This is a genomic window from Sphingopyxis flava, assembly GCF_900168005.1.
GTDB lineage: Bacteria > Pseudomonadota > Alphaproteobacteria > Sphingomonadales > Sphingomonadaceae > Sphingopyxis > Sphingopyxis flava.
Genome location: NZ_FUYP01000007.1, coordinates 86,258 through 105,251, shown reverse-complemented (window position 1 = coordinate 105,251; position 18,994 = coordinate 86,258). Strand labels below are relative to the sequence as shown.

The 18,994-nt window shown below is 63.2% G+C and carries 14 protein-coding genes; 7 read left to right on the top strand and 7 right to left on the bottom strand.

Translation table 11 applies throughout. The annotated features are described in order from the left end of the window. The first annotated feature begins 18 nt into the window (after positions 1 to 18). Complete coding sequence (locus B5X69_RS07650; protein ID WP_079638123.1) at positions 19 to 2,136, top strand: TonB-dependent receptor; 2,118 nt, start codon at positions 19 to 21, stop codon at positions 2,134 to 2,136. A gap of 61 nt (positions 2,137 to 2,197) precedes the next feature. Here B5X69_RS07650 and fabG read toward each other — a convergent pair whose 3' ends face one another. From fabG to B5X69_RS07635, 3 genes are read right to left on the bottom strand one after another with little or no spacing between them, the layout of a single operon-like run. Continuing rightward, the gene (fabG, locus tag B5X69_RS07645) at positions 2,198 to 2,941 is read right to left on the bottom strand and encodes a 3-oxoacyl-[acyl-carrier-protein] reductase (RefSeq protein ID WP_079638122.1); all 744 of its coding nucleotides are present in this window, start codon (positions 2,939 to 2,941) and stop codon (positions 2,198 to 2,200) included. Positions 2,942 to 2,970: 29 nt separating this feature from the next. After that, positions 2,971 to 3,909, bottom strand: a complete 939-nt coding sequence (gene fabD, locus B5X69_RS07640; protein ID WP_079638121.1) for an ACP S-malonyltransferase — start codon at positions 3,907 to 3,909, stop codon at positions 2,971 to 2,973. 44 nt (positions 3,910 to 3,953) lie between these two features. After that, a complete protein-coding gene (locus B5X69_RS07635; RefSeq protein ID WP_079638120.1) occupies positions 3,954 to 4,781 on the bottom strand; it encodes an LD-carboxypeptidase in 828 nt (275 codons plus the stop codon). A 132-nt stretch (positions 4,782 to 4,913) separates the two neighbouring features. On the opposite strand from B5X69_RS07635, the gene B5X69_RS07630 reads away from it, so the two are divergent. From B5X69_RS07630 to rplI, 4 genes are all read left to right on the top strand, one after another. Beyond that, on the top strand, positions 4,914 to 6,299 hold the full coding sequence (locus tag B5X69_RS07630; protein WP_079638119.1) for a Mur ligase family protein: 1,386 nt from the start codon (positions 4,914 to 4,916) through the stop codon (positions 6,297 to 6,299). 158 nt (positions 6,300 to 6,457) lie between these two features. Continuing rightward, positions 6,458 to 6,823: a 30S ribosomal protein S6 gene (rpsF, locus tag B5X69_RS07625; protein ID WP_037517585.1), complete on the top strand. Its 366-nt coding sequence runs from the start codon at positions 6,458 to 6,460 to the stop codon at positions 6,821 to 6,823. Positions 6,824 to 6,834: 11 nt separating this feature from the next. After that, on the top strand, positions 6,835 to 7,059 hold the full coding sequence (gene rpsR / locus B5X69_RS07620; RefSeq protein ID WP_003040094.1) for a 30S ribosomal protein S18: 225 nt from the start codon (positions 6,835 to 6,837) through the stop codon (positions 7,057 to 7,059). A 13-nt stretch (positions 7,060 to 7,072) separates the two neighbouring features. Continuing rightward, a complete protein-coding gene (gene rplI, locus B5X69_RS07615) occupies positions 7,073 to 7,702 on the top strand; it encodes a 50S ribosomal protein L9 (protein WP_079638118.1) in 630 nt (209 codons plus the stop codon). 207 nt (positions 7,703 to 7,909) lie between these two features. Here the strand turns inward: rplI and folE are convergent, their stop codons facing one another. Beyond that, positions 7,910 to 8,509, bottom strand: coding sequence for a GTP cyclohydrolase I FolE (gene folE / locus B5X69_RS07610; protein ID WP_079638117.1), 600 nt, complete (start codon positions 8,507 to 8,509; stop codon positions 7,910 to 7,912). Between the two features lie 556 nt (positions 8,510 to 9,065). On the opposite strand from folE, the gene B5X69_RS07595 reads away from it, so the two are divergent. Further along, the gene (locus B5X69_RS07595) at positions 9,066 to 9,500 is read left to right on the top strand and encodes an AMP-binding enzyme (protein ID WP_139375713.1); all 435 of its coding nucleotides are present in this window, start codon (positions 9,066 to 9,068) and stop codon (positions 9,498 to 9,500) included. A 777-nt stretch (positions 9,501 to 10,277) separates the two neighbouring features. Further along, complete coding sequence (locus tag B5X69_RS07590) at positions 10,278 to 13,271, top strand: TonB-dependent receptor (RefSeq protein WP_079638115.1); 2,994 nt, start codon at positions 10,278 to 10,280, stop codon at positions 13,269 to 13,271. A gap of 103 nt (positions 13,272 to 13,374) precedes the next feature. Here the strand turns inward: B5X69_RS07590 and B5X69_RS07585 are convergent, their stop codons facing one another. The 3 genes from B5X69_RS07585 to B5X69_RS07575 form a co-directional block, all read right to left on the bottom strand. After that, positions 13,375 to 16,026, bottom strand: a complete 2,652-nt coding sequence (locus B5X69_RS07585) for a TonB-dependent receptor (protein ID WP_079638114.1) — start codon at positions 16,024 to 16,026, stop codon at positions 13,375 to 13,377. 234 nt (positions 16,027 to 16,260) lie between these two features. Then, complete coding sequence (locus tag B5X69_RS07580) at positions 16,261 to 17,895, bottom strand: sulfatase-like hydrolase/transferase (RefSeq protein ID WP_079638175.1); 1,635 nt, start codon at positions 17,893 to 17,895, stop codon at positions 16,261 to 16,263. Positions 17,896 to 17,976: 81 nt separating this feature from the next. Further along, the gene (locus B5X69_RS07575) at positions 17,977 to 18,963 is read right to left on the bottom strand and encodes a tyrosine-type recombinase/integrase (RefSeq protein WP_176141544.1); all 987 of its coding nucleotides are present in this window, start codon (positions 18,961 to 18,963) and stop codon (positions 17,977 to 17,979) included. Positions 18,964 to 18,994 lie beyond the last annotated feature (31 nt).

Sequence of the window (18,994 nt, the reverse complement as noted above, 5' to 3'; positions counted from 1 at the left end):
CACAGGAATCCTTCCCGCATGCGCCTTCTCCCCGCCTCCTTTCTGACCCTCGCCCTCCTCCTTGCTGCCCCCGCTCTTGCGCAGGAGACAGGAATTGACGACGATGTCCATACGGGCGACGCGATCGTCGTCACCGCCCCTTATGTTCGCAGCCTCGACATTCTCGGCAATGTATCGGTGCTCGAAGGTGACGAGCTCGCGCGCGATATGCGCGGCCAGATCGGCGACACGCTTACCCGTCAGCCGGGCGTCTCGGCCACCAGCTTCTCACCCGGCGCCTCGCGCCCTGTCCTTCGCGGCTTTGCAGGCGAGCGCGTCAAGGTTCTGACCGACGGGATCGGGTCGATCGACGCGTCGAACACTTCCGCCGACCATGCAGTGACCGTCGACCCGCTGACCGTGGAGCGCGTCGAAATCCTGCGCGGGCCTGCCGTCCTCCTGTTCGGCAGCCAGGCCATCGGCGGGGCGGTCAATCTGTTCGACCGCAGGATTCCGCGCAAAGTGCCCGCGGACCACGTCCATGTCGACGCGATCGGCGGCTATGCGAGTGCGGCGGACGACCGGAATATCGGGAGTTCGCTCGACATCGCGCTCACCCCGCAGATCGTCGCGCACGTCGACGCAAGCTGGCGCAAGACGGGCGACATGCGCAGCGGCGGCTTCGTCTACGGACCCGGAATTCGAAGCGCTCTTCTCGAACTTGCAGCAGAAGAGCTCGAGGAGGGACATGCCGACGAAGCCGCCGAACGATCGGCAGAGGCGGGAAGGCGCGGCAGGATCGACAATACGCAGAGCCGGACCTGGACCGCGGGCGGCGGGCTGGCGCTCATCAACGATGGCGGGCAGCTTGGCATTTCCCTTGGCTATTTCGACACCCTCTACGGCGTCCCCGAGCGCCCCGCTACAGCCCACGATCATCAAGGCGAAGGCGAAGACGGCGGCCACGACCATGGCGAAGGCCCCGTTACCATCGGCATGAAGCAATGGCGCGCCGACCTGCGCGGCGAAGTGGAACTGGGTGATGGCTTGTTCGACAAGCTGCGCATCCGTGCAGGCTTTGCCGATTATAGGCACACCGAGTTTGAAGGCGACGAGGTGGGCACCATCTTCACCAACCAGGGCGTCGAAGGCCGGATCGAACTGGCGCAAAGCGACCGCGGCGGCTGGCGCGGCGCGAGCGGCGTCCAGTATAGCCACCGCGATCTCGATGCGGTCGGCGCGGAGGCATTCGTACCGCGCACCCTCACCGACCAGTTCGCGCTGTTCACGCTGCAGGAATATAGCTCCGGCCCGCTCGGTCTTGAGGCGGCTGCTCGCTACGAGAAGACCAGTGTCCGGGCGCCGGCGCTGGGATTTGAACGAAGTTTCGGCAGCGTCTCGGGCGCACTTGGTCTCACCTATGAGATTTTCGAGGGCGCAAAGTTCGGACTGTCGGCCTCACGCGCCGTGCGGGCGCCGTCAGCCGAGGAACTCTTGTCGAACGGCCCCCACATCGCAACGCAGAGCTTCGAGCTCGGCAACCCCGACCTCAAGCGTGAATCGAACTGGGGGACCGAGGCCTCGTTCAAGCTCAAGACCGGTGCCTTCAATCTCAGCCTGACGGGCTATGCGAACTGGTTCGACAATTTCATCTATTCGGCGGCCACCGGCGCCGAGGAGGACGAGCTTCCCGTCTTCCGATATTTCCAGCGCGCCGCGCGCGTCTGGGGGTTCGAGGCGGAGGCGGGCGCGCGGCTCGCGCAGCTCGGCGGGTTCAACATCGTCGGCGACGTCACCGCCGACATGACGCGCGCCAGGATCAAGGGCGCCGGGCTCGACCGCAACGTGCCGCGGATACCTCCCCTGCGCGTGCTCGGGGGCATGGAGGCGCAAAGCGAAAGTCTCGATGCGCGCATCGAGGTCGAGTGGACCGATGGTCAGCGCCGGGTCGCGCAATTTGAAACCCCGACCAAGGGCTTTACACTCGTCAATGCATCGCTGAACTGGCGCCCGCTTCGCGACGCGCAGAATCTGACGCTCAGCCTGTCGGCGAACAATATCTTCGACGTCGAGGCGCGCCGCCATGCGAGCTTCACCAAGGATTATGTGCCGCTGGCCGGGCGCGATTTCCGCGTCACGGCGCGCGCGAGCTTCTAACCCCTCCTCTGCGCGCCCGCGAGGATCGGGCCGGGCCCTGCCGGGCCCGGCTCGCTTGCATTCAGGAGAGCATCGCCATCCCGCCGTTCACATGGATCGTCTGGCCGGTCACATAACCGGCCTCCTTGGACGCGAGATAGACGACAGCAGCGGCGATATCGCTGCCCTCGCCCATCCGGCCCGCGGGAATGCGCTGATTGAGCGCTTCCTTCTGCGCGTCGGGCAGGACTTCGGTCATCGCGGTCGCGATAAAGCCGGGTGCGACGCAATTGACGGTCACATTTCGGCTCGCAAGCTCCTGCGCAAGCGCCTTGGTCATGCCAGTGACGCCAGCCTTCGAAGCAGCATAATTGGCTTGCCCGGGGTTGCCCGTCGCGCCGACGACGCTGGTGATCGAGATGATGCGACCGAAGCGCGCCTTCATCATCGGCTTGGCTGCGGCGCGCGCCAGGCGGAAATTGGCCTCGAGGTTGATACGGATGACATCCGACCATTCCTCGTCCTTCATCCGCAGGATCAGATTGTCGCGCGTCACGCCGGCATTGTTGACGAGAATGTCGAGCGTGCCGCCGAGCGCCTCGAGCGCCGAAGGCACCAGCGCATCGACCGCGGCAGCGTCGCCGAGATCGCACGGCAGTGCCACATGATCCCCGCCGAGCATTTCGCGAAAGGTATTGAGCTTGTCGGCATTGGACCCCGACACGGCGAGCCGCGCGCCTTGCGCAGCAAGCGCCGCAGCGATCGCGGATCCGATGCCGCCCGAAGCGCCGGTAACGAGCGCGGTCATGCCGGTTAGGTCGAACATTCTACTCTCCTGAAATCGGAAAAAAAGCCTCAAAGCGCCTTCAGCAGCGCTTCGATATCGTCCATCGAGATCACGCTCACCGTTCCGACCTCGCCCGACGCGCTGCGCTTGACCATGGGCGAGAGAATCTTGCCGCCGAGTTCGACGAACTGTCCAACGCCGATCGCTTCCATCGCGCCGACGCTTTCGCGCCAGCGAACGCGGCCAGTCACCTGGGCGACCAGAAGGTCGCGGATTGTGTCGGCATCGCTTGCGGGGCTTGCCGTCACATTCGCGATCACCGGGACGAGCGGCGCGGCAGGCGGATTCGCGCCGAGCGCCTCGGCCATTGCGTCGGCAGCGGCCTGCATCAGCGGACAGTGGAAGGGCGCGGAGACGGGCAGCAGCACGCCCCGCTTTATGCCGTAATCCTTGACGAGTGCCACGGCGCGCTCAACCGCGCCCCTGTGGCCCGAGATCACGACCTGCGAGGGGTCGTTGTCGTTGGCGACGGTGCAGACCTCGCCCTCGGCCGCTGCATCCGCAAGCTTTTGCGCGGTCTCGATATCGGCGCCGAGCAGCGCCGCCATCGCGCCAACGCCGACCGGAACCGCCCTCTGCATCGCCTGCCCCCTGGTCTTGAGAAGGCGCGCGGTTGTTGCAAGGTCGAATGCCCCGGCTGCGCAGAGCGCGCTATATTCGCCGAGGCTGTGGCCCGCGACATAATCGGCATTGGCGGCAAGCGTCGCCCCGCCTTCCTTTTCGAGCACGCGCAATGTTGCGATCGCGTTTGCCATGATCGCGGGCTGAGCGTTTTCGGTGAGGGTGAGTTCGTCCTCGGGCCCCTCGCTCATCAGCTTGAAGAGCTTCTGGCCGAGCGCCTCATCGACCTCCTCGAACACCTCGCGCGCCGCCGGCGACGCGTCGGCAAGCGCTTTGCCCATGCCGACCGTCTGGCTGCCCTGACCCGGAAAAATGAATGCACGCATATTGCGTCCCCTGCCTGTTCTTTATCCGGCCCGCGCCTATTCCCTCACCTGGCGCGATGCAAGCCGAAGGGCACGACCTTGTTCGCCGCATCGTGGCCGATATCAGCGCGGCCGAGCCAGGAGATGCCGGTGCGCGCGCACCAGCCGCGCGCAATATCCTCCGCCTCGAGGCCGAAGGGGCGGTCATTCTTTGGAATGTCGCTGACGCGGCCAAGGCGAAGACCCGCAAGCCCGCGCGGCGCGAGCACGCTCGCGACATGGAAGAAGGCGCGGTCGAAGGCGTAAAGATATTCGCTCACCTCTTCGACGAGCAGCACATGGCCGGAAAGGTCAGGCTCGAGGGGCGTGCCGAGCAGCATCGACAATGTCATCAGATTGAACGCGGCGTGGCGTGCGCCATGCTCGAGCCCGGGCTCGCACGCTGCCGGATCGCGCGCGACGAGCCAGTCGAGCGCGCGCTGTACTGCGCCCTCGCCCCCCTCACGGCGGATATCGGCGACCATCGGTCCGTGCGCGACATGATCGAAGCCCTCGCGGTAGAGACAGGCGAGAAGATTGCCCTGGTCGGAATAGCCGAGAAATGCCTTGCCGCGCGCCGCGGGGGTCATCGCGGCGACCGCATCCGCAGCGATGCGGCACGCGCCATAGCCGCCGCGCGCGAACCAGAGCGCATCAATGTCGGGGCGGTTCGCCATTTCGACCAGGGCGGCGAAGCGATGCCCGTCTTCGCCCGCGAAATGGCCGTGCACCGCGAAACATTGTTCGTCAAAAATGAGTTCGACGCCCGGATAGCCGATCGCGGCAATCGCGCGCACGGCTTCGGCGTCGTCTGGCAGGATCGGAGTGGAGGGGGCGACAATACCGATCCGCATGACGTTAACCTTTATACTCGCTCCGCCCCGCGCATCGAGGCGTAACGGTTTGCCGAGGATGCTGCACGATGCGGACAGATGAAGGTTGCCGCGCTGGTTGCAAAGCCATCGCCAAAGCCATAACGCCGCGCGATGGCCGAAAACAAATCCTATTTCTTCTGCGGCATCGGCGGGTCGGGCATGCTGCCGCTGGCAATGATCGTGGCTGCGCGCGGTGCTTCGGTCGCAGGTTCCGACCGGAGCCGTGACCAGGGCCGCTCGGCCACAAAGTTCGGCTGGATCGAAAGCCGCGGCATCGCGCTCTTTCCGCAGGACGGGAGCGGCATCGCCGCCGGGCAGACGCTCGTCGCCTCGGCCGCGGTCGAGGACAATGTTCCCGACGTCGCGGCAGCAAAGGCGCTCGGCCTTGCGCGCCTCACCCGGGCCGATCTCAACGCCGCGCTGTTCAACGAGGCGGAACGCGCGATCGGCATCGGCGGGACGAGCGGCAAGTCGACCGTCACCGGCATGATCGGCTGGATCCTCGAAAGCGCCGGTCGCAAACCTACGGTGATGAACGGCGCGGTGATGCGCAATTTTGCGCGTCCCGACACCCCCTTTGCAAGCGCGCTGGTCGGCGACACGGGGACCTATGTCAGCGAAGTCGACGAGAGCGACGGTTCGATCGCGCTCTATCGCCCCGACGTCGCAGTGGTCACCAATATCAGTCTCGACCACAAGAGCCTTGCTGAACTGCACCAGCTGTTCGGCGATTTTGCGGCGAAGGCGCGGGTCGCGGTCATCAACGCTGACGATCCTGAATCCGCCCCGCTGCTTGGCGGAGGCAATGTGCTGCGCTTCGGTTTCTCCGACGCGGCGGCGGTGAGGGGGAGCGGTTTCGAACCGCTCGCCGATGGATGCCGTTTCCATGTGCATTTCGCCGGGGACAGCCACGAGGTCCGGCTGCGGATGCCCGGCCGCCACAATGCCGCCAACGCACTTGCCGCGATCGCCGCGGCGCGCGCGGTCAATATTCCCCTCGCCCAGTCGGTCGCCGCGCTCGCCGATTTTGCGGGCCTCGCGCGGCGCTATGAGGTGCTCGGGCAGGCAGGCGGCGTCACCGTGATCGACGATTTTGCGCACAATCCCGACAAGGTGGCTGCGACCCTCGCCGCTGCGGCGGAACTGCCAGGGCGCGTGCTCCTCTTCTTCCAGCCGCACGGCTATGGGCCGCTGCGCCAGATGGGCAAGGAACTCGCCGCGAGCTTTGTCAAGGGGATGCGGGAGAAGGACAGGCTCTTTGTCAGCGATCCCGTCTATTTTGGCGGCACCGTCGAGCGCAGCGCCGGCAGCGAGGCGCTCGTCGCCGACATCGTGGGAGACGGACGCGACGCCGTGCATCTTGCCACCCGCGAAGAATGCGGCGCGGCGATGCTCGGCGAGGCGAGGCGGGGCGACCGCATCCTGATCCTCGGCGCACGCGACGACACGCTCACCGACTTCGGGCACGAACTCCTCGAAAAGCTCGCCCGCGCTTGATTTCTCCGCGCGAATCTGTATAGGCGCCCGCATTCGGGGCGAGGCCTTGTGCCGTTCGCCCCGTTTGCTTTGCACTGGTACGCAAAGCCGGACGACAGCCGGAGGGGTTTCGCGATTGGCGCGAAATCAGCGATCGGCCAAATCGAAGGACGCAAATCATGCCGTTTTACGAGCATGTCTTTATTGCGCGTCAGGATCTGAGCCAGGCTCAGGTCGATGCGCTGGCGGAAACCGTCACCAACGTCATTGGCGAATATAAGGGCACGGTCCACAAGACCGAGACCTGGGGCCTCAAGCAGCTCGCCTACAAGATCCAGAAGAACCGCAAGGGTCACTATGTGATGCTGTCGGCCGAAGTCTCGGGCGAAGCCATCGCAGAGATCGAGCGTCAGGCAGCGATCAACGAAGATATCATCCGCTGGCTCACCATCAAGGTCGACGAACTCGAAAAGGGTCCCTCGGTGATGATGCGCAAGCAGGAACGCCGCGGCGGCCGTGGCCGTGACCGCGACGGCGAAGAATAAGGAACAGCACAATGGCACGACCCTTTTTCCGTCGCCGCAAGACCTGCCCCTTCAGCGCGAAGGACGCGCCGGTCATCGATTACAAGGACGTTCGTCTGCTCCAGGGCTATCTGTCGGAGCGCGGCAAGATCGTCCCGTCGCGGATCACCGCGGTGTCCACCAAGAAGCAGCGCGAGCTGGCGAAGGCGATCAAGCGCGCCCGCCACATCGGCCTGCTCCCCTACATCGTGAAGTAAGGAGGGCAGCGTCATGGAAATCATCCTGCTCGAGCGCATCGAGAAACTGGGCGGTATCGGCGACGTCGTCACCGTCAAGAACGGCTTTGCCCGCAATTATCTGCTCCCGAACAACAAGGCGCTTCGTGCAAACGAGGCTAACCGGAAGCTGTTCGAGGCAAATCGCGCCAAGATCGAGGCGGACAACGCCGAGCGGCGCGGCGCTGCCGAAGGCCGCGCCAAGGACATCGACGGCAAGCAGGTCGTCCTCATCCGCCAGGCGTCGAACACCGGCCAGCTTTATGGTTCGGTTTCGGTGCGCGACATCGTCGAGGCGCTGACCGAAGACGGCGTCGAGGGCGTCACCAAGGCGATGGTCGAGCTCGAGCGCCCGATCAAGTCGCTCGGCCTCGTCGACGTCAAGGTGAAGCTGCACCCCGAAGTCGTGGTGACCGTCGGCGTCAACGTCGCGCGCTCGCCTGACGAGGCTGAAATGCAGAGCCAGGGCATCGACGTCATCGCCGCCATGTTCGAGGAAGAACAGGCTGCCGCTGCTGCGGTTGCGCTCGAACCCGACAGCGAAGACGAGTTCGAAGACGCTGCGGCGCCGTCGGAAACCGCCGCCGAGGAAGCTCCGGCTGCCGACGAAGGCGAAGAAGCTTAAGCTTCTTCTCTTGCGAGACGAAAAAAAGGCTCCGGAAACCCTGCGTTTCCGGGGCCTTTTTCTTTGCGCTCAGGGCGGAGAGATATTCTGGCCGCAAAGCCCGGCCTGAACGGGCCGCGCCCATCAGGCCGACACCTTTGGCGCGACCAAAGCGCGCCGCCGAAAGATCCGCCCATGGATGGGGGCCGCGCTTCCTCGCCTCGGCGCTCAATAGCCCATCAAGCTCAGCACTTCCTTGCGGCTGCGCTCGTCATCGAGGAAGCAGCCGAGGAGACGGCTGGTGACCATGCCAACCCCGGGCGTGCGAACGCCGCGGCCGGTCATGCAGCCGTGCTGCGCTTCGATCACGACGGCAACGCCTTGCGGATGAAGATTTTCCCAGATGCACTGCGCGACCTCTGCGGTCAGCCGCTCCTGCACCTGCAGCCGCTTTGCAAAGCCATTGAGGACGCGTGCGAGCTTGGAAATGCCGACGACGCGGTCCTTGGGCAGGTAAGCGATCGACGCCTTGCCGGTGATCGGCGCCATATGATGTTCGCAGTGCGACTGGAACGGTATATCGCGAAGCAGGACGATCTCGTCATAGCCGCCGACTTCCTGGAACGTGCGCGACAAATGGGCCGAGGGGTCCTCGCCATAGCCCTGGCAATATTCCTTCCACGCGCGCGCGACGCGCTTCGGGGTATCAAACAATCCTTCGCGCGTGGGATCGTCGCCGGCCCATTCGATCAGCGTGCGAACAGCCTCTGCGACGTGATCCGGAACGGCGATCTTGCCATCCTCACCCAGTTCGACATCCTCTATCATTACCCCGCTTTCCCTGTTGCATTCATGCGGCACATGTCGGCCCAATCGGCGCGTTGCGCAAGGCCAGGACCACAAGAAATTCGACCAGCAGGGCAAGTTTACGTTGCGGAAAAATCGCAAATCTGATCTTTTGGAGCCCCGCGATACTCTCGTCTTTCGGCGGCTCACGATCGGCGGGGAACGCCTTGGCACCTGAAGTCCCGCGCCGCCGGCAGGGGAACCGCACCGCGGCGGTAATCCCATCATAACGCTGCTGAAGAACGCTTGTCTCGGCCCTGGAGCCGGCATTGCGCGTGCACAATCGTCGCGGCACAGGAAACCAGATGGCGAACGGCCTGCGGGCTTTGCCAGCCCGCGGCCCGACCGGTCTCCAGGACCGGCCCATATGCGCCCGCCATCGTTACCGTTCGATTGCCCTTTTTCGTCATCTTTGAAGCCTGCAGCCATGGGAAGGCGATGCGTGCCCGCACCCTGCGATGGACGACGGGCGGGCTATGCCGGCGGAGCAATCCGTGCGTGCCCGCGGTCGATGACCACCAGGGCGCGGGCGGGTACCATGACCCGGAAGGAAAGCGCGTCGCTCCCCGCCAGCCAGATGTGCACCTCGAGTTCTTCTCCCGGGAAAACGGGGGCCGTGAACCGGCAGGACATCGACGCGAGCCGAGCGGGCCGAGCCCGCGACATGGTCGTATCCGGCGGCGTCAATATCTATCCTGCGGAAGTGGAAAAGGCGCTCTTCTCCTTACCGGGCATCGAAGATTGCGCAGCCTTCGGCATTCCCGACCCGGAGTTCGGCGAGGCGCTGGTCGCCGTTGTGGTGGGGGACCGCCTCGATGGCGAAGCCCTGCGGGGCGAACTTCGCAAGGCCATCGCGAGCTACAAGGTTCCGCGGCACATTGTCAGCGTGGCGAGGCTGGAGCGCGATCCCTCGGGCAAGATCCGCAAACATGTGCTGCGAGAAAATTATCTGGTACAGGCCCAGGAAAGCTAACCGGACAGCGGAGGGCCGCCGAAGGGCGCGGGGGCGCCATCTGCTCGGTCAGGTCCATGTCAATCCGCCGTCGACGCCCCGCTCCCACCGATCAGTTTCGCGCCCGAATTGCTCGCTCATACTACCATTGTGGCCGCCGACTGCGAGCCGCTGCTCCCGCAATCCATCCAATGAGTTCACGACAGGTTTCCGGAGGTGCAAGGCACCTTCGCGCGCATCCGGTGTTCTGCGACCTCGTCCCTGCAGAAGCGAGGCGGCCCTTCGATGCGAGGTCCCGTGCGGCCTGTTCCGGAAAAATCGCGACCTGGCCATCGTCACCGAGGCCCACAGCCTGCGTGGCTGCCCCCATTTTACTGTTGCTTTCATGTCGCACATACCGGCCCAATCGGCGCCCTTGCGCAAGGCCGGGAGCACAAGAATTTCGGCCCTCAGGGCAAGTTTACGTTGCGGAATCGGGACCTTTTTATTCGTTGGAGTTGCGCGATATTCTGCCTCTTTACCTTGGCGAACAAGTGACTTGACGCTTTCGTAAACTCGGCGCACCTTTGACGCATTACAGAGCTCGCCCAAGCGGGCCGTAATCCGGAGAGGCCGGCGTATTCCCCGACGCCGGTGGGAGAGGACGATGACCAGCTTAGCTGGCAGGTGGGATATAGGCCAACACCGGGTCGAACGGATCCGGTGCGCTTTGCTGTGCCCGGTCACGCCCCTTCCCCTTACCACAAATTGACGTTGGGCGGTCCTGCACCTCGCGGGATTGAAAAAGGGAGGCAATAGATGAAGTTCAAGGCACTGATCGGAACCTCGGTACTGGCGATGGCGGTTACGACACCGGCGTTTGCCCAGGATTCGAACAATGATACGCGCGATGCATTCGGCGGCGAGATCGTCGTAACCGCGCAGCGCCAGTCGGAACGTCTGCAGGACGTGCCGATCGCCGTCAGCGCCTTTTCGTCCGAAGCGCTGGAGGCGCAGCAGATCAAGACACCGTCTGACCTGCAACTGACGCTGCCGAATGTTACCTTCACCAAGACCAACTTCACCGGCGCGAGCTTCACCATCCGCGGCATCGGCGACCTTTGCGTCGGCACAACCTGCGACAGCGCGACGGCTATCCATCTCAACGGCGACCCGCTCTTTTCGACCCGCCTTTTCGAAACCGAATTCTTCGATCTTGAGCGCGTCGAAGTGCTGCGCGGCCCACAAGGCACATTGTTCGGCCGTAACGCAACCTCGGGCGTGGTGAACGTCATCACCGCCAAGCCGAGGCTCGGAACCTTCGAAGGGTCGGCCGAAGCCGAATATGGCAATTATGACTCGATGAAGGGCAAGGCGATGATCAACATCCCGCTGGGTGACACCGCGGGTTTTCGCGTCGCCGGCATCTATCTCAATCGGGACGGCTATACGAAGAACACGTTCCTCAACACCCGTATCGATGACCGCGACCTCTATTCGGTGCGCGGCTCGCTGCGCTGGGAGGCGACCCCTGACACGACGATCGACCTGATGGCGTCCTATTTCCGCGAAAAGGACAAGCGCACCCGCATCCAGAAGCAGCTTTGCCAGCGCGACCCGACCGGTATTCTGGGCTGCCTCAACACCCGGCTCGACAATTCGCCGTTCAATGGCAACGCAACCTTTACCGCGGCGCTGACGTCACGCGAGTTCCTGGCAATCCGCGGCATCCCGACGATTTTCGCGCTCGGCAGCCTCTATGGTCCCGATGTCTACGCCAATACGACGATTCCGGCCGATTCCCGGGTCGTGAACACCGCCTATACGCCGAGCTATTTCACCAGCGAGCTCATCCTGCAGGGCCAGATCGAACATAATTTCGGCCCCGTCTCGCTGCAGGTCTCAGGTCAGTATCAGAAGGTGAAGCTCGAAGCCCAGCAGGACTATAACAGCAATGTCGGCGACCGGTCGCTCTATGCGAGCGGCCTCAATTTCCTTCAACTGGGTGCAAGCGGAGCGCTCGACGGTCTCATTCCCGGTATCTCGGCCTATCTCGCGCCGGTGGCGGCATCGATCATCCCTAACGGGCCGACCGGACAGCTGTGCACCTCGCTTTCGGATGATGCGGGCTTCGGCAGCTTTGGCGGCAATAGCATCTGTTCCGACCAATCGCTCCAGTTCGATCGGTCAAACCAGTATAATAGCAGCTGGTCGACCGAGGCGATCCTGACCAGCGACCTCGATGGGCCGTTCAACTTCCTGCTCGGCGGCATCTATGCCAACTATCACCTGACCGAGAACAGCTATTATGTGAACGCCTTCCCGATCGACTATCTGACGGGTGTCCTCGGAGCGTTCAGCGCCTATGCGGCCGGGCTGCCGCCCTCCTATCTCGGCACGCCCTTCTTCCGCAACAACACCGACGATTTGAAGATCAAATCCTACGGTCTCTTCGGCGAAGCCTATTTCGAGGTGAACGACCGGCTGAAACTGACCGCCGGCCTGCGCTACAACAATGACAAGAAGAGCGTGCTCGCGCGCTCGACGCTTGCGAGCTTCCTCGTGCCCTTCGGACAGACCGGCACCGCGTTCGATTCACCGTTCGTGGGGAGCTTCGATGCCGACCCCGGCACGCCCGGAAACCAGATCATCCAGGGCCGCACGGTCAAGTTCAACGAATGGACCGGCCGCGCGGTGATCGACTTCAAGGTGACCGAGGACAATCTCCTCTACGCCTCCTACTCACGCGGCTACAAATCAGGCGGCATCAACCCGCCACTGCAACCCGTGTTCGCGGTGCCGGAATCCTTCTCGCCCGAGCAGGTCGACGCTTTTGAAATCGGGTCGAAGAACGCCTTTGGCAATGGCGCGCTGCAGCTCAACCTCACGGCCTTCTATTACAAGTACAAGGATCTGCAGCTCAGCAAGATTGTCGCCCGCACTGCGGTCAACGATAATGTCGACGCCGACATCTACGGCTTCGAGGCCGAAGCCATGATCCGGCCCGATCCTGACTGGGTCGTCAACCTGGGCTTCAGCTATCTGCACACCAAGGTGTCGAGCGACAAGTTCACCAGCAACCCGCGTGACTTTGGCGGCGGCCGCAGCGATGCGGTCATCATCAAGGACATCACCAACGCCGCCAACTGCGCGGTGGGCTCATCGTCCGGCAATGCCGCGGGGGTCAATGCCTTTGTGAACACGGTCAATGCGGTGATCAACAGTGGCATCGATCTTGACCAGAACGGCGTCTACAACGGCAATGACATCCGTCCGGGTGCGGGGCTGCAGGGAACGACCGGCTTCGGGGCCAACAGCGGGATCGCCTCGACCGGCGCATATAGCGTTTGCGGCATATTGGAAGCGGCTGCGAGCGGCGCCTTCGCAGCGGGCGATCTCGATCCGGCCTTGTTTGGGGGTATCGACTATTTCTCGGCCGGCATTCCCGTCAATATCAATGGCAACAAGCTGCCGCAGGCGCCGAATTACAAGTTCAGCGCGGGCATCCAATATACCGCGCATCTGGGCGACATGACCCTCGTCCCGCGCTTCGACCTTGCTTACACGGGCGACAGCTACGGCAGCATCTTCAACGGCAACGTCAATAAGATCAAAGGCTATGCCCAGGTCAATGCGCAGCTGCAGCTGAATGGGGCCGACGACAAATGGTTCGTGAAGGGGTTCATCCAGAACATCTTCGACGCGAACAGCGTCACCGGCCTTTACATCACCGACCAGTCGTCGGGTAACTACACCAACATCTTCACGCTCGAACCGCGGCGCTACGGCATCGCGGCGGGGGTGCGCTTCTGATCTGAAGGGACAGCCCCAAAGAAAGACCCCGGCCCCTCGACGGAGGGACCGGGGTTTTTCTTTGCCTTGACGATGGGCAGCGAAGGGTCGCCGCCCGTTGCCATCAGAATTTGAAGCGACCGGTCACACCATAGGTGCGCGGCTGGTTGGGATAACCCGAAACGCTGCCCGACTGGGCGACAGCGGGGAAGATCGTCGTCAGATAGCGCGCATTGGTGAGGTTGCGGCCCCAGACACCGAGCTCGAGCCCGTTGTTCAGTGCGAAGGTGAACGACGCGTTGAGCTGGTTCACCTCACGCTTGAACTGGTCGGAGAATCCAGCCGGGAAGCCCTGCAGGCCGTCGACCAGGCGCGTCGGGCTTTCGTAAAGATAGTCGACGTGGAAGATGGCTCGGTTTCCGTTGCCGACCCGGGCGGTATAGGTCGCCCCCATCGCCGCCGACAGCTCGGGAATGCCCGAAGGCTTGGTACCCGAAATATCGCCGAAGGCCGAACCGGTGAAACTGTCGTACTTGGGGTCGAGCCAGGTCACCGCGAGCGTGAGGTTGAGCCCGTCGACCGGACGCACCGACCCGTCGAACTCGACGCCCCAGGTGGACTGCTTGCCCGCATTGGCGAGCGCGAAGCCGGTGCCGGTGAAGATGTTCGACTGGAAGCCCTTGATCGACTGCTTGAACACCGCGAGGTTGACGGCCGCGACGGACCACTGACCCTTGAGCCCGAATTCATAGACTTCGGATTCTTCAGGACCGGCAAAGCGCGTGCCGGCAACGAGGTTCGGCGTTCCGAGGCCGCCCGCGAGGATCGCGGGCAGGTCAGACGCCAGCGGACGGCTGTCGCGCGACAGGTTCACCGAGCTCGCCTTGAAGCCGGTCGCATAGGTCGCATAGACGTTGACCGTGTCGGTCAGCTCATAGGCCGCGCGCGCGCTCCACGCGAAGTCGCTGTCGTTGGTCTTGCCGGGTTCGACCGCGTTGGGAAGATTGAGAAACGGCGGCAGGAACTGGAACGCCTTCAGCGGATTCAGCGGGTTTGCCGCGGGGTTATTCTGGTTGGCATTGGCAAAGGCCTGCACGGCCGTCGAGATCGCACCGAAGACGGCCGGGTTGGCACCGGCGAAGGCACCGATTTCACCCGCAGTTGCCGACCGCCCCAGACCCAGCACTTCGCCGACCTGCTGGGCCAGACCGCCCTGGAAGAGCAGCGTATTGCGGAACGGCGCGTAGGCGGCAGCGTCGAGGTCGATGCCCGAGAAGACGTCGGTGCTGGTGACGTCGGTCGCGAACCTTTTCTTGTCCTTCGTATAGTTACCGCCGAACGTGACGGTCAGGCGGTCGGTGACTTCGAAGTCGACCGTGCCGAAGATCGACCAGGCGGTGTTCTTCATGCGGTAATATTCGTCCATGCCGTCGCCGGCGCGGAAGAAGGAGCCGGCATATTTCGCGGGGTCGCCCTCAAGAGCGCCGAGCGTGCCCTCGAGCACCGGAACGCTGAGGGCACCGCCGCTGGCCGTCTGGATCAGCGCATTGCCATAAGGGCGGAAGTCGTCGCCGAAATAGATCTGGCTGTGCTGGTCGATCTTCTCGTGGAAATAATAGCCGCCGACCAGGAAGTTGAGCGGGCCGTCGAAATCCGACGCCAGACGCAGTTCCTGCGTGAAGGTGTTGATCGCGGTATCGTCCGACTTCTGGCCAATGAGGTCGGCGCTCGTGAAGTCCGAATCCTGGTTGGCGTCGGCACGAACCTCGCGGTACGCGGTGATCGAGGTCAGCGCCATATTGCCAAGGTCATAGTCAATCTGGGCCGACCCGCCGTAATTCTTGATCAGGTTGGTCGACAGGAAATTGTTGTAGACGTCGTACGAGAAAGGGTTGTTCGCGTCGACGCTGCGACCGCCCACCAGCGCGTTGGTGATCGCGACGGTCGGGCCGGCGACGACGTTGCCGGCGATGCAGCAATTTTCGTCGATCTTGTCATAATCGCCGATCAGGCGGATCGAGAGCGCGTCGGTCGGCTCGAACAGCAGTTGGCCGCGGACACCCCAGCGGTTGCGATCGTTGACGTCGGCGTCGAGGTTGAGGTCGCGCGCGTAGCCGTCGCGGCGGTTGTAATTGCCGCCGATCGAAAAAGCGATCGTGTCGCTGATCGGTCCGGTTATGTCGCCCTTGATGACAACCGCGTCATAATTGCCATAGCTCGCCTCGAGCGAGCCGCCGAATTCGAACTGCGGTTTGCGCGTAATGATGCTGATCACCCCCGCGGAGGCATTCTTTCCGAACAGCGTCGATTGCGGACCGCGAAGGACCTCGATGCGCTCGACATTCGGCAGGTCGCCGATCTGGGCGGCCGAGCGCGAACGGTAAACACCGTCGATGAAGACGCCGACCGAGGGCTCGATGCCCGGGTTGTTCGCGCCGTTGCCGAAACCGCGGATGATGAAATTGGTGTTGGCGCTCGACTGAAGCTGCCCGACGCGGAGGCTGGGGACCGAACTTTGCAGATCGATGAGGTCGCGGATCTGCGAATTTTCAAGGTCCGCAGCCGAGGTCACCGAGACGGCGACCGGCGTGTCCTGCAGCGTCTGCGACCGCTTCGAGGCGGTAACGATGATGTCGTTCCCATAATCGACGGTATCGACCGTATCGGCGGGCGCCGCGGCGTCGCCGGCGGGGGCGCTGTCCTGGGCGAAAGCGAAAGCAGGGGGCGTTGCGGCGCAAAGCATGGTGGCGCCCAGCAAAAGGTTGCGCAAAGTCATCAAATCTCTCCAGCCGGCGAAGCCCGGGGCCCTGTGGCCTCAGGAGGAGATGCTTCACCAGTGACTGAGGGATGTAATACGCCGCCCGCCAAGGTCAACGCGATGCGCGGAAACGCAGAGATTTCGCCAAGCCTTTGTGACTAAATGGCAACAGTTTGCTCTACGAAAAAGAGGAGCAGGACCGCGCGCAAGCCTAAAGCCGGCAGCGGCCGGACCGCGCGTCCAAGCGTTCGCCTAGTTCGTCCAGTAGACATAAGCCTGGCCGTCTTTCCACGGCGCATTCATCGGGACGTCAATACGGATCGGCCCTTCGACAAGACCTGGCCAGATCGGCTTTGCCATGCCCTTGTTCTGCGCCAGGATCATCGCGCGAAGCTGCGCGACGCGCTCGGGCTCTTCCGCTGCAAGGTCGTGCTGTTCGGTAGGGTCGGTTGCCAGATTGTAGAGACGGACTTTTTCGGGCCGCTTCGTCACTTGAAGCTTCCAGTCGCCTGCACGCACGGCGCGATAGTCGCCCGACCGCCAATAGAGGGCCTCGCGCGCCGCAGGCCCCGCGAGAATATTCTCACCATCCATCACCCGGTCGGTTGGCATCTTTGCCCCGGCTGCCGCTGCAATCGTCGCGAAAATGTCGATATGGCCTGTCAAGTCGGCGCGCGCGGTACCGGGAGCGATGCGGCCCGGCCAGCGCATGAACAGGGGGGTGCGGATGCCGCCCTCGAAGAAGGTCGCCTTCCACCCGCGGTAGGGCGCGTTGAGGTCGGGGATGCCGTTATACCAGGCACCGCCATTGTCGCTGGTGAAGATGACGAGCGTATTGTCGTCGATCCCCGCGCGCTTGAGTTCGGCCATCACGTCGCCGATACGGCGGTCGAGCTGCGCGATCATTGCGCCATAAACGCGCGTCTTCTCGTCCTTGATCTGCGACAGCCTCGCATAATCCGCCTTCGTCGCCTGGAGCGGCGTGTGGGGCGCGTTGAAGGCGAGATAGAGGAAGAAGGGACGGTTTCTGTTCGCCCGGATGGCCTTGATCGCCTCCTCCGCGAAATAATCGGTCATATGCCCTTTGGGGTGAAAGCGCTCGCTGCCATTGAAGCTTACCGCGTGGCGCAGATTGGCCCAGATGAAGCGGTCGATCGGGTCCCACGGCAGCTTGGCGTTGACCGCGTCGGGGTCGTCGTCGGGCAGGAATTTGGCGCCGCCTGCGAGCACCGCGAGGCTTTCGTCGAAACCTTGGGCCTGCGGCTGAAGCCGCGGCGCTTCGCCCAGATGCCATTTGCCGATGTGGATCGTGTGATAGCCCGCCGCTTTCACGGCCTCCGCGATCGTAATTTCGCCCGGCGGCACGCCCATATCGGGATAATCGGGAATATCGGGGGTGATGAGCTCCTGGTGAAAGACCGGTTTCAGCGGGCCGATTCCGCTGCCGTGGGTCAGATTCTCGGCGAACTCGACCGGAACCGCCGTATATTCAAAGCCGAAGCGCGTCGGATAACGCCCGGTCATCATCGCTGCGCGCGACGGCGAACAGGTCGCGTTGGCGGCATAGGCTGTCGTGAATTCCACCCCCTCGCGCGCAATGGCATCGATGTTCGGGGTCTCAACCCTCCCGCCCGCGACGCCCCCGCCGTGAAGACTGATGTCATTCCAGCCGAGATCGTCCGCGACGATGAGGATGATGTTCGGAGGCTGTATAGCCTCGGCGGGCACTCCCGGACCCTGTTGCCAGACGACGGGCCGGTTGGGCTGCACCGGATCGCGCCAGTCGGCAATGAGGCCCGGCAGACGATATTTGTTCGCCTCAAACGCCTGATAGGCGCCCGCACCGAGCAGGGCGGCGAGGCCGAGCACGATCCATCTTTTCTTCATCGATCCCTCGCCCCGCACGATCATGTACCGAAAACTTATGGCACTATATGTGTCACAAGTTGCCCAGAACTCCAACATTTTTCAATGGCGCAGTGGCTGGTTTTCGGCGCGGTTAGCACCAGCTAAAGTGATGTTCCCCATAACATGATTAGTGTCATTGGAATTTTGGAGAATATCCAGCCCGCCAAGTAGCTGTGCAGGACGCAGGTGCAGGTACCGGTCCACGGTGATCTTCGGGTCCGAGTGGCCCGCCCACATCTGCAACCGCAGGAGGTCCATACCCCCTTGTGCTAGTCGCGTCAGACAGGTGTGGCGCATGGTGTGCAGGGTGACGTCCGAGAGATTGAAGCCGAGCTCAGCTAGATCGTCCTTGATGTTGCCCCACATGTACCAGGCGCCGTTCTGCCTGAAGGGGAAATAAATCCACTGACCGGTCTCCGGGTCTATACCAAGATCGTCCTGACGACTATCGAGGGCCGCCGCAGCCGCCGCGGTCAGAGGGACCGACCGAGGCTTATCGTTCTTGGTGCGATAGCGCGCGAACGTAACCAGACGCACATCGCTACCCATGTCGTCCTTGACGGTCGTGACATTATCGGGCCCGATCCCAGTCGCCTCACCAAGGCGAGCTCCTGTGTCCAGGAGGAAGCGGATAAGCGCTGCGAAGCGGGCCCACGGCCTGGTAGGCTGTTCCTGGCGCCGCTTCTCGATGGCAGCGAAGACTGCCTCCTCCTCAGCATAGGAGAGGATGCGATCCTTCTGGTTACGGACGTAGATGGTGGGCATCTTCGGCAGCCGGTCCAGGATGGGCTTGCCGCTCGGGTCGGTCCACTCGGTGGCCGCCTTCAGCGCGCGTCCAATCATAGCCATCTTGCGCTTGATGGTGGCAGGCGCATAGTCCAGCGCGCGCATGTCCTCCACCAGCTTCTCCAGCCGCGTGAAGGTCATGGCGGACACAGGTTCGTGGCCGACAAGATCACTGAGTATCTTGACGTTCGACCTAACGCCCGCCTGGCCCTTCGCATCCCGCCAGATCGTCACCTCAGCGCGCTCTAGCAACTCGCGCATGGTATACACACTTTCACCTTGAGGTGACTTT

What these genes read in the sequence shown, in the direction of transcription:
- B5X69_RS07650 (WP_079638123.1), top strand. Translation starts at nt 19, where the DNA reads ATGCGCCTTCTCCCCGCCTCCTTTCTGACCCTCGCCCTCCTCCTTGCT.
- fabG (WP_079638122.1), bottom strand. Translation starts at nt 2,941, where the DNA reads ATGTTCGACCTAACCGGCATGACCGCGCTCGTTACCGGCGCTTCGGGC.
- fabD (WP_079638121.1), bottom strand. Translation starts at nt 3,909, where the DNA reads ATGCGTGCATTCATTTTTCCGGGTCAGGGCAGCCAGACGGTCGGCATG.
- B5X69_RS07635 (WP_079638120.1), bottom strand. Translation starts at nt 4,781, where the DNA reads ATGCGGATCGGTATTGTCGCCCCCTCCACTCCGATCCTGCCAGACGAC.
- B5X69_RS07630 (WP_079638119.1), top strand. Translation starts at nt 4,914, where the DNA reads ATGGCCGAAAACAAATCCTATTTCTTCTGCGGCATCGGCGGGTCGGGC.
- rpsF (WP_037517585.1), top strand. Translation starts at nt 6,458, where the DNA reads ATGCCGTTTTACGAGCATGTCTTTATTGCGCGTCAGGATCTGAGCCAG.
- rpsR (WP_003040094.1), top strand. Translation starts at nt 6,835, where the DNA reads ATGGCACGACCCTTTTTCCGTCGCCGCAAGACCTGCCCCTTCAGCGCG.
- rplI (WP_079638118.1), top strand. Translation starts at nt 7,073, where the DNA reads ATGGAAATCATCCTGCTCGAGCGCATCGAGAAACTGGGCGGTATCGGC.
- folE (WP_079638117.1), bottom strand. Translation starts at nt 8,509, where the DNA reads ATGATAGAGGATGTCGAACTGGGTGAGGATGGCAAGATCGCCGTTCCG.
- B5X69_RS07595 (WP_139375713.1), top strand. Translation starts at nt 9,066, where the DNA reads ATGACCCGGAAGGAAAGCGCGTCGCTCCCCGCCAGCCAGATGTGCACC.
- B5X69_RS07590 (WP_079638115.1), top strand. Translation starts at nt 10,278, where the DNA reads ATGAAGTTCAAGGCACTGATCGGAACCTCGGTACTGGCGATGGCGGTT.
- B5X69_RS07585 (WP_079638114.1), bottom strand. Translation starts at nt 16,026, where the DNA reads ATGACTTTGCGCAACCTTTTGCTGGGCGCCACCATGCTTTGCGCCGCA.
- B5X69_RS07580 (WP_079638175.1), bottom strand. Translation starts at nt 17,895, where the DNA reads ATGAAGAAAAGATGGATCGTGCTCGGCCTCGCCGCCCTGCTCGGTGCG.
- B5X69_RS07575 (WP_176141544.1), bottom strand. Translation starts at nt 18,963, where the DNA reads ATGCGCGAGTTGCTAGAGCGCGCTGAGGTGACGATCTGGCGGGATGCG.